The sequence below is a fragment of the Marinobacter sp. C7 genome, from assembly GCF_022343555.1.
Classification (GTDB): Bacteria; Pseudomonadota; Gammaproteobacteria; order Pseudomonadales; family Oleiphilaceae; genus Marinobacter.
In genome coordinates this window covers 848165-862650 of record NZ_JAKQZH010000001.1, presented here as the reverse complement: position 1 = coordinate 862650, position 14486 = coordinate 848165, and the positions used below count along the sequence as shown (strand labels likewise).

General features: G+C 60.1%; 14 protein-coding genes. 11 read left to right on the top strand and 3 right to left on the bottom strand.

Annotated features, from left to right (window positions below; genetic code table 11):
- Positions 1 to 166 precede the first annotated feature (166 nt).
- On the top strand, positions 167 to 832 hold the full coding sequence (locus tag MD273_RS04040) for an AbiTii domain-containing protein (protein WP_239036485.1): 666 nt from the start codon (positions 167 to 169) through the stop codon (positions 830 to 832).
- A gap of 10 nt (positions 833 to 842) precedes the next feature.
- On the opposite strand, the gene MD273_RS04035 is transcribed toward MD273_RS04040, so the two are convergent.
- Positions 843 to 1619 carry a sulfite exporter TauE/SafE family protein gene (locus tag MD273_RS04035; RefSeq protein ID WP_239036484.1) on the bottom strand — a complete coding sequence of 259 codons (777 nt, stop codon included), beginning with the start codon at positions 1617 to 1619 and terminating at the stop codon, positions 843 to 845.
- Positions 1620 to 1745: 126 nt separating this feature from the next.
- Here MD273_RS04035 and MD273_RS04030 point away from each other — a divergent pair, with 126 nt between their 5' ends.
- The 7 genes from MD273_RS04030 (at position 1746) to MD273_RS04000 (ending at position 8273) form a co-directional block, all read left to right on the top strand.
- The gene (locus MD273_RS04030) at positions 1746 to 2807 is read left to right on the top strand and encodes a PA0069 family radical SAM protein (protein WP_239037607.1); all 1062 of its coding nucleotides are present in this window, start codon (positions 1746 to 1748) and stop codon (positions 2805 to 2807) included.
- Between the two features lie 7 nt (positions 2808 to 2814).
- Entirely contained in the window at positions 2815 to 4539 is a 1725-nt protein-coding gene (locus tag MD273_RS04025; protein ID WP_239036483.1) for a L,D-transpeptidase family protein, read from the top strand.
- A gap of 55 nt (positions 4540 to 4594) precedes the next feature.
- On the top strand, positions 4595 to 5251 hold the full coding sequence (locus tag MD273_RS04020; protein WP_239036482.1) for a c-type cytochrome: 657 nt from the start codon (positions 4595 to 4597) through the stop codon (positions 5249 to 5251).
- Positions 5252 to 5265: 14 nt separating this feature from the next.
- Complete coding sequence (locus MD273_RS04015) at positions 5266 to 6246, top strand: c-type cytochrome (RefSeq protein ID WP_239036481.1); 981 nt, start codon at positions 5266 to 5268, stop codon at positions 6244 to 6246.
- 47 nt (positions 6247 to 6293) lie between these two features.
- On the top strand, positions 6294 to 6749 hold the full coding sequence (locus MD273_RS04010) for a hypothetical protein (RefSeq protein ID WP_239036480.1): 456 nt from the start codon (positions 6294 to 6296) through the stop codon (positions 6747 to 6749).
- A 24-nt stretch (positions 6750 to 6773) separates the two neighbouring features.
- Entirely contained in the window at positions 6774 to 7061 is a 288-nt protein-coding gene (locus tag MD273_RS04005; protein WP_239036479.1) for an Rdx family protein, read from the top strand.
- Between the two features lie 111 nt (positions 7062 to 7172).
- A complete protein-coding gene (locus tag MD273_RS04000) occupies positions 7173 to 8273 on the top strand; it encodes an oxidoreductase (protein ID WP_239036478.1) in 1101 nt (366 codons plus the stop codon).
- 7 nt (positions 8274 to 8280) lie between these two features.
- Here the strand turns inward: MD273_RS04000 and MD273_RS03995 are convergent, their stop codons facing one another.
- Complete coding sequence (locus MD273_RS03995) at positions 8281 to 9168, bottom strand: alpha/beta fold hydrolase (RefSeq protein ID WP_239036477.1); 888 nt, start codon at positions 9166 to 9168, stop codon at positions 8281 to 8283.
- Positions 9169 to 9295: 127 nt separating this feature from the next.
- Here MD273_RS03995 and MD273_RS03990 point away from each other — a divergent pair, with 127 nt between their 5' ends.
- The gene (locus tag MD273_RS03990) at positions 9296 to 10081 is read left to right on the top strand and encodes a ZIP family metal transporter (protein ID WP_239036476.1); all 786 of its coding nucleotides are present in this window, start codon (positions 9296 to 9298) and stop codon (positions 10079 to 10081) included.
- On the opposite strand, the gene MD273_RS03985 is transcribed toward MD273_RS03990, so the two are convergent.
- Positions 10078 to 10989: a LysR family transcriptional regulator gene (locus MD273_RS03985; RefSeq protein ID WP_239036475.1), complete on the bottom strand. Its 912-nt coding sequence runs from the start codon at positions 10987 to 10989 to the stop codon at positions 10078 to 10080. The two genes, MD273_RS03990 and MD273_RS03985, sit on opposite strands and share 4 nt — an antisense overlap.
- Before the next feature lie 190 nt (positions 10990 to 11179).
- On the opposite strand from MD273_RS03985, the gene MD273_RS03980 reads away from it, so the two are divergent.
- Positions 11180 to 12691: a CoA-acylating methylmalonate-semialdehyde dehydrogenase gene (locus MD273_RS03980; protein ID WP_239036474.1), complete on the top strand. Its 1512-nt coding sequence runs from the start codon at positions 11180 to 11182 to the stop codon at positions 12689 to 12691.
- 37 nt (positions 12692 to 12728) lie between these two features.
- A complete protein-coding gene (locus tag MD273_RS03975; protein WP_239036473.1) occupies positions 12729 to 14402 on the top strand; it encodes a GMC family oxidoreductase in 1674 nt (557 codons plus the stop codon).
- Positions 14403 to 14486 lie beyond the last annotated feature (84 nt).

The following is a 14486-nucleotide window of genomic DNA, read 5'->3' as shown; positions in this document are numbered from 1 at the left end:
GTCGGTTACAAGCAATAACCTTTTTACAACGGCGAAGGCCGGACCCCATGTATACGTTTTAGTTCAGACCTTCCGGTTCCGGCAACCGGGAGTCGAACCCAAAACAACAAAAACACGGCAATGGAACAGACCACCCCGAAGAATGGCCATTGCCGGGGAGGAAAACATGTCTGCATCCGTCAATCACCTGGAGGAACGGACCCAGGATTCCAGTGAGTTACTTGAAGATATCGTGCAATCGGCCATCACACTCGCCATGATGCTCCGGCACCGTGAGATGGCGGCCTGGCTGCGTACGGAATTTGATGGTTACCAGGACCTGAGTGCTGCCCCACCCTACCGCCGGGATCTACCGGGCCATATCGTCGCCCGCTCGCCCCAGTATGGCTGGATTCCGGCACCGCTGGAGGACAACCAGAATACCGATTATGGCCGAATGGACCTGACAGACGGAATCAAGGCGCTGGAGAAGTTCTGCCTGAACTGCAAAAAGGGTGACGGCAACCGGGTCCCGCTGGAAAAAGAAGCCATGGTGGCACTGCAGAAACAGATCAATCTGTCAGCGGAACTGGCCATCAATCTCAGCCGTGACGTCTACTGTCGCGTCCTTCGCACCATTCGCGCCGCCATTTATCTGTACACCCAGGCGCTGATGGCCGAGGGCATTGAAGGCGAACACAATCACTACAGCAAGGAAGAGCGGGCCACGGTTGCCCATCTGGATAATCCCGAATCATACTGGCGCAGAGCCATCGACGAGGTGGACAACCTGCCGATCCCGGATGTTCGCTCAGTGGGCTTTCTCGAGAAAGTGTTCGGCCGCGCGGGCTGAGGGAACCTCCTCAGCCCAGCACACTGATCATTCCGATACTGCTGACCACCAGCAATACCACGCCCAAGACCCGGAAGAAAACCGGGGTTTCCGCCCTGAGCATGCGGTCGTGCACATGCAACCCGATCACATGGCCGACCGCTGCACAGGGCAGTAACCACAGGTGATGGATGAGCTGCAGGTCCACGCCCGCCCAGACAAACGCAGCCATCTTGATCAGGACCAGGATAAACCAGAGTGCGAACAGGGTATCCCTGAGCTTTTCCTTGATCAGGTGCTGGGCGGCGACCGCGATAATCAGCGGAGCCCCGATGAGAGACGTACCGCTGATATAGCCACCCACCATCAGGAAAATCGCATCGACCGTCTTGCTGCCGCTGCGAAACGGCTTGTCGATAATGTAGGACACCGAGTACAGCGCCACGATCACGAAGATGATTGCGCTCAACACGTTGCCCGGCATGGTAATCAGCCCGAACACACCGATCAGCTTGGGCACGATCATGATCCCGAGGATCCGCCAGAGGTATGGCCAGTCCACCGTCCCCCCCTCGACCGGATTTTCCCGGCTCTGATTCCTGCGGTTATTCATCCAGATCGTCAGGGATGAGAACACCAGCAGATGCACTGCAATGATCGGCAGAAATACCAGGGGTTCGTCGTAAACCAGCAGGAGAAACGGCAGGGACAGGACCGCTCCGCCAAACCCCAGGCCGGACCGGACGAAACCGCTCCAGACAAAGATCAGGCCGATCAGGACATACTGGACCATCGTAAGATCAGACATGGACTCCTCGGATTTCAGACATCTGCCCGGCATTCGACAGGGGGCCTGCCGGATTCTGCTTGCCGGGAAGGATACAGGGGTAGTAGCATCAGAAGTACTGTATACATGAACAGTATTGGTGAGACTATGAAAACCCGGGGCACCAGCCTGAACCCGAACAACCGCTTCCAGCCCTTCGCCACTGACCGCGATCATCACGACGGCTGGCACCGGGATCCGGAGGATGAGACCCGTCCGGACTCCATGGCGACTGAAGTGATGGATGAGACCGTCACGTCCATCATCAGCCGTAACAACTCCCCGGACATTCCCTTTGAGCAGTCCATCAACCCCTATCGCGGCTGTGAACACGCTTGCATCTACTGCTTCGCCCGGCCCTCGCACGCATACTGGGATCTGTCACCGGGGCTGGACTTCGAAACCCGGCTGATCGCCAAGCACAATGCGGCCACGAAACTCCGGGAAACCCTGGACAAGCCCGGCTATCGCGTCTCCCCCATCGCCCTGGGCATGAATACCGACGCCTACCAGCCCATCGAGCGTGACATGGAAATCACCCGCCAACTGCTGACCGTCATGTGTGAATACCGTCATCCGGTCTCCCTCATCACCAAGGGGGCATTGATCCTGCGGGATCTGGATCTGCTCACCGACCTGGCCAGGGACCGGTTGTGTTCGGTCACCATCAGCCTGACCACCCTGAGCAATGACCTGAAACGCAGGATGGAACCCCGAACGGCCGCGCCGGCCACCCGGCTAAGGGTTATCGAACAGTTGAGAGAGGAGGGCGTTCCAGTCGGGATCATCATCGGTCCGGTCATTCCCTTTATCAACGATCACGAAATCGAGGCGATTCTGGAGTCGGCTGCCAAAGCCGGCGCCGAACAGGCCAGCTGGATTATGCTACGGTTACCCCATGAGCTGGACGAGCTGTTTCAGGATTGGCTCCAGCGACACTTCCCGGACCGGGCCGGACATGTCATGAACCGGATCCGCGACCTCAGGGGTGGCAAGAGCTACGACAGCACCTTTGGCAGGCGGATGACCGGCACCGGCCCCTATTCGGACCTGATCCGCCAGCGCTTCGCCCACAAGGTACGCAGGCTCGGGCTTAATGGCCGACAATGGCATTCCCTGAGAACAGATCTGTTCCGGCGCCCCGCGGGAGAACAGATGGCACTGTGGTAAACACAACATGATGGGTAAATGCAGGCATTCCGTTTTACTGGCTCTGGTGACGATGGCCGCTTTGATGCTGTCAGCGCAGGCCCTCGCCGCAGGCCCCAGCGAATCCCTGGTCCAGCGCATTGAAGCACTCCAGTCCGGGCACCCGGTAAGGGTCCTGGGCGACCCCCTCCTGGCACGGGAGGCCCTGAGCAGATTCTATGAGAACCGTGGTTTTCAGCCCGCCTGGTCCTCTCCCGCTAATCGCCGGGAACTGGTTGACGCCATTCGCAAGATCGCCAACGACGGCCTCAACCCCTCGGACTATCACGGGGAACTGCTAGCGGAGCTGTCCCTTCGGGCGCGGGATGACCTGTCAGAGGAAATACGGGCAGACATCGACCTGTTGTTCTCCGATGCCTTTCTGATGGCTGCATCGCACCTGCTGGAAGGCAAGGTGGATCCCAAGACCATTCACGTAGAGTGGAGCGCCAGCCGACAGCCTCGTGACATGGCTGTGTCGCTGGCTGCAGCACTGCGAACCAACACCATCACCAGCGCACTCGACGACCTGCGCCCCCGGCATCCGGCCTATGCGAAACTGATGCAGGCCCGCAGCCAGCTCACCCGCCTGCTCGGCCGCCCCTGGCTGCCCATTGCTGAAGGCCCGTCGATCCACCCAGGGGACCGTGACCCCAGGCTGGGGGAGATACGCCGGCGGCTATCCGCTCTTGGGGACTCCCCGGAGACGTCCGGGGACGAAGCCAGCGCGACCGATCCATTCCTGTACAGCGATGAACTGGATGCCGTCCTCCCCCGCTTTCAGGCACGCCATGGCCTGGAGCCGGACGGGATCATCGGCCGGAAGACCCTCGCAGCCCTGAACCTCATGCCCGTGGAACGCATCCGCCAGATTGACGCCAGCCTTGAGCGCTGGCGCTGGCTGCCGCAATCCCTGGGGGATGACTACGTCATGGTGAACATTGCCGGTTTCGGACTACAACTGGTGATGGAAGGACGGGAGGCCTTGCGTTCGCGGGTGATTGTCGGCCAGCCCTATCGTCAGACCCCGGTTTTCTCAGACCGCATCCGTTACCTGGTCTTCAATCCGAGTTGGACGGTGCCCCGCAAGCTGATGATCGAGGACCAGCTTCCCGTTATCATCCGCGACCCGGACTATCTGGCCCGGGAACAGATCAGCGTCTATCGGGGCTGGGGGGCAGACCGCCAGAAAGTCGATCCCGACACCATCGACTGGTCTTCGCTGTCCGGCAACAACTTCCCCTATCAACTGGTTCAGGAACCCGGGCCACGCAATGCCCTTGGCCGGATCAAGTTCATGTTCCCCAATCCGTACGCGGTTTACCTGCACGATACCCCGGGGCAATACCTGTTCGGCCGCCAGGAACGGACGTTCAGTTCGGGCTGCATCCGCGTGGAAAAACCGATGGAACTCGCCCGACACCTACTTGCCCGGGCCCCGGAATGGAGCCGGGAAAAAATGGATGAGGTCCTTGCGACACGGACGTCGGAGACGGTTCTCCTCCCCGAGCCGGTTCCTGTCTATATTCAGTACTGGACTGCATGGGTGGATGAGGAGGGCCGGATACAGTTCCGGGACGATGTCTATCATCGAGATTCCCGGCTTCTGTCCCAGCTCAGGCAATCTGCGGGAAGCGGTAGCGAACTGCCAACGCCCGTTGTCGCAACAGAACTCAACAAAAGCACCGGAGGTGGCCAACAGGAATCCCATTGACATTAGCATTATTGGATATATGCTAATTCGCTTTTCTTATGAATGGAGTCAGTATATGACAACCCTCTCCCACCTGATTCTGGCCGGCGCTGTAACCGCCCTGGCCACTGTCGCGAATGCTAACGAGGGCGATCCCGAGCGCGGCGCCCAACTGGCGGCTCAGGGCGATGGCAGCGGTGCGCCGTGCCTCGCATGCCACGGCGCAGACGGCTCTGGCAACAACGCTGCCGGCTTTCCACGACTGGCCGGGCTCGATGCCACCTACCTGGCCAGGCAGATGCTCGCCTACAACAATGGCGAACGTGTCAGCCCTGTGATGCAGCCCAACATCGACAACTTCGACGCGCAACAGATCCAGGACCTGGCTGCCTACTATGCCGCTATGCCGGTTCCGGCAACCACCACATCGACCAGTGTCAGTGAGGAGGTACTTGCACTCGGTGAAAAGCTTGCCAACCAGGGAGACTGGGACAACTACATTCCGCCCTGCTCCTCCTGCCACGGCCCGGGTAACCGCGGTGTCGGCGAGACCTTCCCGGCCATTGCCGGACAGCACCCGAACTACATCCGGTCACAGCTCAATGCCTGGAAGAGTAACCAGCGCAATAACGATCCCAACCAGCTGATGACAGCGGTTGCGGAACGCCTGAGCGAGGAACAGATCAATGCCGTGGCCGCCTACCTGGGCAGCCAGAGTGCAACCGCAGAATAACAGGAGGCAGAGCCATGAAACTGAAGTATACGATTTCCCTGCTCGCCGGCCTGATGGTTGCCAGCCAGCTGGCCCTCGCCGAGCCCGAGGTTCCGGTTAACCTGCCGGAATTCAAGGAAGGCCGGTACGTTCACAGCGCCCCGACCGTGGAAGACCTGATGAACGATGACAGTATTCATCCCGAACTGAAAAAGGTCATCCTCAAGGGCCGGGACATGTTCATGAACACCCAGCAGCTTCGCGGCAAGTATGTGTTCAACGATATGAACTGCAAATCCTGTCATATGGGCGAAGGCCGCATGAACTGGTCGGCACCGGTATGGCCTGCCGCGACCACGCTGCCCGACTTCCGGGGCAAGAACCAGCATGTAAACTCACTGGAAGAGCGCATCGCCGGCTGCTTCTCGTTCTCCATGAACGGCAAGCCACCCGAGTATGGCAGTGATGACATGCTCGCCATGGTGGCCTACCACAAGTGGCTGGCCAAGGACGCCCCGATGTACGAGAAAAATATCGCAGGGCGCGGTTTCAGTCACCTGGGCCGCGAGAAACCGGAACTGGATTTTGAACGCGGCAAGTCCGTCTACATGGAGAACTGTGCGGTTTGCCATGGCAACAACGGTCAGGGCCAGAGAAAGGACGGCCAGGTGGTGTTTCCGCCGCTGTGGGGTGATGGCTCCTACAACTGGGGCGCCGGTATGACCCGTATTTTTACTGCAGCATCGTTCATCAAGAACAACATGCCGCTGGGTAAACCCGGCTCATTGACGGACGAAGAAGCCTGGCAGGTAGCCAACTTCATCAACTCCCAGGAGCGCCCGCAGGATCCACGCTACACTGGCGACGTCAAAGAGACCCGTGAAAAGTTCCTGAACTTCCACAAACACACCAACTATGGAACAGTAGTCAACGGAAAGTTACTGGGCGACCACGACAACACCGGCGACAAGCCTTTCCTGAAACCCGACGCACTGCGGCCCCGGACGTTCGAATAAGGTCCTTCGGGCCCGCCGGGAGGAAAGGCACAGGCAAGGAGATCTTTATGCCACGCATACTGCCTTTCCTCTCGGCAATCCTGATTCTGAGCGGCTGTCAGTCCCTGCCATCCGCAAACACCGGCGATATTCCTCCGGACAGCATTCTTCTGAGCGCCCAACATTGCCTGAAGGAATACATTGACGATCTCGACAAGTTCCATTTTGGCCCTTGCCTGAAAGTCGTGAGCGTCAACGGCAACACCCCCCCAGTCCGGGAAGACGGTTTCATAGAGCTTCCCATAGCCACCGCTTTTCGTCTTGAGACCAGCTGCGTTTACCGACATGCGGACGGCACCCCGATTCCGGCGACGGTGAGCACGGCAGCATTCCAGATCAGGACTGATACATTTACCGACGGCGGAAAACGCTGGTACCTGCACGCCCACAAACAGGCCCGGGGCGTCATCGGCTGTGAGCCGACCCTAGCGCCATCGGTATACCCGACATACGAAACAAACTAGACCCAGGGAGCTTCAAACCTCACCATGACCCATAAAGTGGACATCCATTACTGCACCGGTTGTCGCTGGCTTCTTCGTTCCGCGTGGATGGCCCAGGAGCTGTTGACCACCTTCGAGAACGAGATCGGCGAGTTGAGCCTGCACCCGGGGACCGGGGGTATCTTCGAAGTGTGGGTAAATGGCAAGCGCATCTGGTCCCGGAAGGAACACGGCGGGTTTCCCGATATTAAAGAACTGAAGCAGCTGGTTCGGGATGAGATAGCGCCAGACCGGTCCCTGGGACATTCAGACAGAACGTCCACCTCAGGCTGAGAATGATCGTTCAAAAATACTGACAGGGTAAGTCGATATTCTTCGCTTTAAGAGAGCGCCCTCCATCACGATAGTTAAGTGCCAACAATCCATTGGCACACGAGGGTATCTATGAGCGACGTAATGCAATCTGGCACATTCAGTTCCATCGAGGTACCAAACCGGTTTGCCCTGGCTCCCATGACGCGCACCAGCGCCGAGGCCGATGGCACGCCGAACGCCCTGATGGCTGATCACTACGAAGGGTATGCCAAAGGCGGCTTTGGCCTGGTGATCACCGAGGGCACTTACACCGACGACAAGGCGAGCCAGGGCTATGCGAATCAGCCGGGTATCATCAACGACACCCATGTCGCGGGCTGGAAGACCATCATTGACCGTGTACATGCCGGCGGCAGCAAGATCTTTGTCCAACTGATGCACGCCGGCGCCCAGTTCCAGGCCAACCGGTACACCCACCAGCCGCTCGGTCCGAGTGAGGTAACCCCGAAAGGCGCCCCCCTTGGCCTGTATGGCGACCAGCAAACCTGGCAGACCCCTTCTGCCATGACTGAAACAGATATCCGAGCGGCGGTTGATGGCTTCGCCCGTGCCGCTGCGAACGCTAAAGCTGCGGGCTTCGATGGCATCGAAATCCACGGTGCCAACGGTTACCTGCTCAATCAGTTCCTGAGCACACACTTCAACAAACGGGAAGACGGCTACGGCGGCTCACTGGACAACCGTCTGCGTCTGGTGCTGGAGGTGGTCCGTGCCGTCCGGAAAGCCGTCGGTAACCGCTATCCGGTGGGCATCCGTTTGTCACAGGCAACCGTGACCGATCCTGACTATCAGTTACCCGAGGGCGAATCTGGTTTCAGAACAGTTGTCGAAGCGGTGCGGGATGCCGGTGCGGATTTCGTGCACACCACTGACGGTGAGGTCAATCGGAAGCACTTTGTCGAGGGCGATCAAAGCCTGGCCAGTGTGGCGGCCTCGGTTGAAGGCGTAGAACTGATCATCAACGGCGGCATCGATGAGACCAACTACCAGGATATGGCCAATCAGTTCCCGGGCGCGCTGCTGGCCGTCGGAAAGAAGGCGCTCGCGAATCCGGATTTTGTACAGCGGCTAAAGGATGGCAAGGAAATTGGGGATCTGGACTTCGCCATGCTGCAGCCCAAAGCTACCATCACCAACGAGCTGGCCTGGCGCGAGAAAAACGCCGCCTGAACCGGAGTCAGCCAGACCTGAAAAACCGCCGGAGTTTGTCAACGACGCACTCCGGCGCCTCTTCAGGCAGGAAATGGCCGCATTCAAGAGCCTTCCCTTCCACCTTCGAACCATACCGGCGCCACACGGACAATACGTCGTAGGTTCGGTTCACAAAGCCTTTGCTCCCCCAAAGTACCAACAGCGGACAGGACACTCTTCGGCCGGCGTGTCTGTCGTCCCGGTCGTGAACCAGGTCAATGCTCGCGGCGGCCCGGTAATCCTCACAACTGGCATGAATCGCCTCGGGCCGGGAAAAGCAGCGAACATAGTCCGCGACCGCCCGGGGATCGAACTGCGCGCCGGGTGCCGACCACCGCCTGAGCTTTTCACGCAGGTAGTAGTCCGGATCAAGGCCGATCATGTGCTCCGGCAAGCCGTCCGGCTGGATCAGGAAGAACCAGTGATAATAGCCGGTCGCAAAGTCCTGATCGGTGTGCTCGAACATGTGCAGGGTGGGCGCGATATCCATGACGCAGGCCCGATCGATCGCATCCGGAAAATCCAGGCAGAGGCGATGGGCAACCCTGGCACCCCGATCGTGGCCTGCCACACCGAAACGCTCGTACCCGAGTGTCCGCATGATTGCCACCATGTCGGCGGCCATTTGTCGCTTGCTGTAGGTGAGGTGTTCTGAGTCGGAATCCGGTTTGTCACTGTCCCCGTACCCTCTGAGGTCAGGACAGATCACGTGAAAATCGGCTGCAAGTGCCGGCGCGACCTTGTGCCACATACGGTGGGTTTGAGGGTAACCGTGAAGCAGCAGGAGGGGGCGGCCCGAACCGGCATGGGCGACATTGATTGTTACGTCTCCGGCATTGACCTGGCGGTATTCAAACAGCTCTGCAAACCCCATGGCATTTCCCCTGTTCTGATTGTTCTGTCATGGTGGTTATGACTCAGGCGAACCGATCTGTGCCATACGACCATTCGCCAAGAGCTCCGGAGTACCATACTCAATCCGACAGCACAGAGGAGCCCGAATGTCTGCTGACTTCAGTATTGTCTGGCTCGGAACCTTTGCCAGCCTGTTTGCCGGGCTGGCCACAGGGGTGGGTGCCCTGGCGATCTTCCTCATCAGGACCATCACCCATAAACTCCAGGACGGGATGCTTGCCGCGGCGGCCGGCGTGATGCTCGCCGCCTCTTTCTTCTCCCTGCTCCTTCCGGGACTGGAGTACGGTGAGGCGATCACAGGCCAGGACTGGCTGGCAGCACTTATCGTCATCTTTGGCGTGCTCTGCGGAGCCGGCGCCCTTTTCTACGTCCATCAGACACTGCCCCACCAGCACTTTGAGCTGGGGCGGGAAGGCTCGGACGCGACCTACATCCGGGGCATCTGGCTGTTCATCATCGCCATTACCCTGCACAACTTTCCCGAGGGCATGGCCGTGGGCGTCGGTTTCGCGGGTGGAGATGTCCGCAATGGTTATGTCCTGGCCACCGGTATCGGCATGCAGAACATTCCGGAAGGGCTGGCAGTGGCCTTTTCGCTGCTCGCCATTGATTACTCCCGGCTCAAGGCCTTCGGGATTGCCCTGATGACCGGCCTGGCCGAACCCATCGGCGGGCTGTTCGGGGCCACTCTGGTCTGGTTGGCCGAGCCCATTATGCCCTGGACTCTGGGGTTCGCGGCTGGCGCCATGTTGTTCATCATCAGCAACGAGATCATTCCGGAAACCCACCACCGTCAGTGGAAAATCATGTCCACGTTCTGTCTGCTGGCCGGATTCGTGGTGATGATGTTTCTGGACGCCACCCTCGGCTAGACTGCCGAAGGCAGGCCCCAGACACTGGCCAGCGCTTCAAGCGCTTCGGCAATCAGCGGCTCACCCTCGCGGTCCTTGCGCCAGATAAAACTCAGGGCGCAGGGCAGCTGCACGCCCTCCACAATCACCAGACCGCGTTCCTGGCGCTCGGCCATGGCCAGGGCATCCCGGGCCAGACTCAGGCCGACACCGGCCCGCACCAGGTCCAGCATGCAAGCTTCCTGATCAACTTGCGCCACACCGTGGGGGGCCAGCCCGAGCGGGTCGAGGGTATCCCGAAGCAACCGGTAGTGGACCGAGTCCTCCGGCGTGACGATCCAGGGCATGGCCGCCAAATCCGGCCAACGGGGGGACGCCACACGATTGCTCCAGCCTGAGGGAGCCACCACGTAATACTGGAACTGGGCCAGCTCCCGGTGGGCAACCTCCGCAACCGCCGCCCCGGGACCGACACCCGGCGGAGCGAGAAAGAACCCCACATCCAGCCGGCCGTCGCGGACCTGCTCCAGCACACTGCCACTCATTCCCTGCCTCAGCTCCGTCTCCAGCTGCGGCGCCCGCTCAACCAGCCGATGCAGGAACGCCCCGAGCCGAATGAATTCCGGATCCACGATAGTACCGATCTTCAAACGCCCCCTGAGTGTGCTGTGCAGGGCGTGGGCGTTCTGCTCGAACGCCGCCATGGCTGCCAGGGCTTTCTCGGCCGATGGCAACAGCGCCTGACCATCCGGTGTCAGCACCAATCCCTGGGGCTTGCGAAGGAACAGCTTCAGATCGAGTTCGTCCTGTAACTGTTTGAGCTTGAGGCTCACAGCCGGCTGGGTCAGGTGCAGACGGTCCGCCGCTCGGGAAACACTGCCCTCCCGGGCGACAGTCACGAAAGCCCGGAGACTCTGCAAAAGGTGCATGGGGGTACCTCGTCCCTTCCAGGTGATATAAGCAAACTTTATATCCAGGTTTTGAAAATCTCAATTGCTTCACCGCTCATTCCCCCCTAACCTGAATGATCAAATATCAACCAAGCACCAGACAGGTACCTACCAGACCTTAAAATCTGGCAGTTTTCAGCGACTCAACGGATCAACCAAGGGGCATCCCATGACCAACGCCACCATCCAGCATTATATCAATGGCGAAATATCATCCGGCACTTCAGGTCAGGCGCAGGACGTATTCAATCCGGCCACCGGCCAGGTGACCGGCCAGGTTGCCCTCGCCAACCGCGCGGACGTGGATGCCGCCGTTGCTGCCGCCAATGCAGCTTTCCCGGCCTGGGCGGACACCCCTCCCATCCGCCGTGCCCGGGTGATGTTCAAGTTCCTGGAGTTGCTGAACCGGCACAAGGACGACCTGGCCCGCGCCATTACCGCCGAGCACGGCAAGGTCTTTACTGACGCTCAGGGGGAAGTGAGCCGGGGTATCGATATCGTCGAATTTGCCTGCGGCATTCCCCAGCTGCTGAAAGGCGACTACACCGAGCAGGTCAGTACCGGGATCGACAACTGGACCACCCGGCAACCGCTGGGCGTGGTGGCCGGAGTTACCCCGTTCAACTTTCCGGCGATGGTGCCCATGTGGATGTTTCCGGTCGCCATTGCCGCCGGAAACACCTTCGTCCTCAAGCCCAGCCCGCTGGATCCGAGCGCCTCGCTGATGATTGCCGACCTGCTCAGGCAGGCGGGCCTGCCGGACGGTGTTTTCAATGTGGTGCAGGGTGACAAGGATGCAGTGGAAGCCCTGATCGAGCATCCCGATGTGCAGGCCCTGAGCTTCGTGGGCTCCACCCCGATTGCCAACCTCCTGTATGAAAAAGGCGCCAGGCATGGAAAACGCATCCAGGCCCTCGGTGGCGCCAAGAACCACATGGTGGTGATGCCCGATGCCGATCTCGACAAGGCAGTCGATGCCTTGATCGGTGCCGCCTATGGCAGTGCCGGTGAACGCTGCATGGCCATCAGTGTCGCCGTACTTGTTGGCGACGTAGCGGACAAGATTGTGCCGAAGCTGGCCGAACGGGCCAGGACCCTGAAGGTCAAGAACGGCGAGGAACTGGATGCCGAAATGGGCCCCATCGTCACTGCGGCGGCACATCAGCGCATCACCGGCTACATTGAGAAAGGCGTGACGGAAGGAGCTGAGCTGGTGGTCGATGGCCGCGAATTCGATGCCTCCACCACTGGCAAAGGCTGCGAAAACGGTTTCTGGATGGGCGGCACCCTGTTCGACCATGTCACGCCCGAAATGACCATCTACCGTGAAGAGATCTTTGGCCCGGTCCTGGTCTGCGTCCGGGTCCCGGACATCGGCACCGCCATCCAGCTGATCAATGACCATGAATTCGGTAACGGCGTCAGCTGCTTCACCGAGAGTGGTCACGTGGCCCGGGAGTTCGGCCGCCGCATCCAGGTGGGCATGGTGGGCATCAACGTCCCCATTCCGGTACCCATGGCATGGCACGGCTTCGGTGGCTGGAAACGCTCCCTGTTCGGCGACACCCACGCCTACGGCGAGGAAGGCGTCAAGTTCTATACCCGCCAGAAGTCCATCATGCAGCGCTGGTCCGAATCCATCGAGCATGGTGCCGAGTTTGTCATGCCGACAGCCAAGTAACCAGCACGGTCAGAACAATACAGAGCGGGAGAACGCCATGTCCGACAAGAACAAGTCACAAGGACACGCGCACAGTTTCGACTACATCATCGTGGGCGCCGGCACCGCCGGCTGCCTGTTGGCCAACCGCCTGAGCGCTGACCCGGGCAACCGGGTGTTGCTGATTGAGGCGGGTGGTCGCGATAACTACCACTGGATCCATATCCCGGTAGGCTACCTGTATTGCATCGACAACCCGCGCACGGACTGGCGCTTCCGCACGGAACCGGATCCCGGCCTGAACGGACGGTCCCTGATCTACCCCCGCGGCAAAACCCTGGGCGGCTGTTCGAGCATCAACGGCATGCTCTACATCCGGGGCCAGGCCCGGGACTACGATCAGTGGGCGGAAATCACCGGGGAAGACGCCTGGCGCTGGGACAACTGCCTGCCCGATTTCATGCGCCATGAAGACCATTACCGGCTGGATGAGGGAGGCGATGCCGACGAGGAACACCGCAAGTACCACGGCAGCGGTGGCGAATGGCGGGTGGAACACCAGCGCCTGAAGTGGAAGGTTCTGGAGGACTTCGCCACAGCCTGCGTCGAGGCCGGCATTCCGAGAACCCGGGATTTCAACCGGGGCGACAACGAGGGTGTCGATTACTTCGAGGTGAACCAGCGCTCGGGTTGGCGCTGGAACACCTCCAAGGCGTTCCTGAAATCCGCAGAGAAGCGCCCCAACCTGACGCTCTGGCACTCGACCCATGTACTGGGCCTGGAAACCGGGACCACCGATTCCCAACCCCGCTGCACCGGCGTTCGCGTCGAGCGCCCAGGCGAGGGAGAAGTGCTCGCCCTTGCAGAGCGGGAAGTGATTCTCTCGGCCGGCGCCATCGGCTCGCCCCAGCTGCTACAGCTGTCCGGAATCGGCCCCGCGGAGCTGCTCAGAGAGCACGGCATTCCGGTCGTTCACGATCTGCCCGGGGTCGGGGAGAACCTTCAGGATCACCTGCAGATCCGGTCGGTTTACAAGGTGAAAGGGGCCAACACCCTGAACACCATGGCCAACTCGCTCGTCGGTAAGGCGCGCATCGGCCTCGAATACCTGATTTCCCGTTCCGGCCCCATGAGTATGGCGCCGTCACAGCTGTGTCTGTTTACCCGCAGCTCCGAGGAGTACGAGTACGCCAACATCGAGTACCACGTGCAGCCCTTGAGTCTGGATGCGTTTGGTCAGCCGCTGCACGATTTCCCGGCCATCACCGCCAGCGTGTGCAATCTCAATCCGACCAGTCGCGGCACCGTGCGTATTCGTAGCAGGGATCCCAGACAGGCCCCGGCCATCGCCCCCAATTATCTGAGCACGGCGGAGGACCGGAAAGTGGCCGCAGATTCCCTGAGAGTCACTCGGCGTATTGCGGAGCAGCCGGCCTTCGCCAGGTACCAGCCGGAGGAATACAAACCCGGCATGCAGTACCAGACCGACGAGGAACTGACCAAACTGGCCGGGGATATAGGCACCACCATTTTCCATCCGGTGGGCACCACTCGCATGGGCCGACCTGATGACGACCTGGCCGTGGTGGACCCCCACCTGAGGGTACGGGGTGTTGCCGGCCTTCGGGTGGTCGACGCCGGGGTCATGCCCACGATCACCAGCGGCAATACCAACTCCCCTACCCTGATGATTGCAGAGAAGGCCGCGCGATGGATACTGAGTGGTGATTAGCAACTGAATTTATTGCAGTTTCCAGGTTTTTTGACGGGGGCAGACTGCTAGAATTGGCGGCCCGATTGACCCGCAAAGGACTGA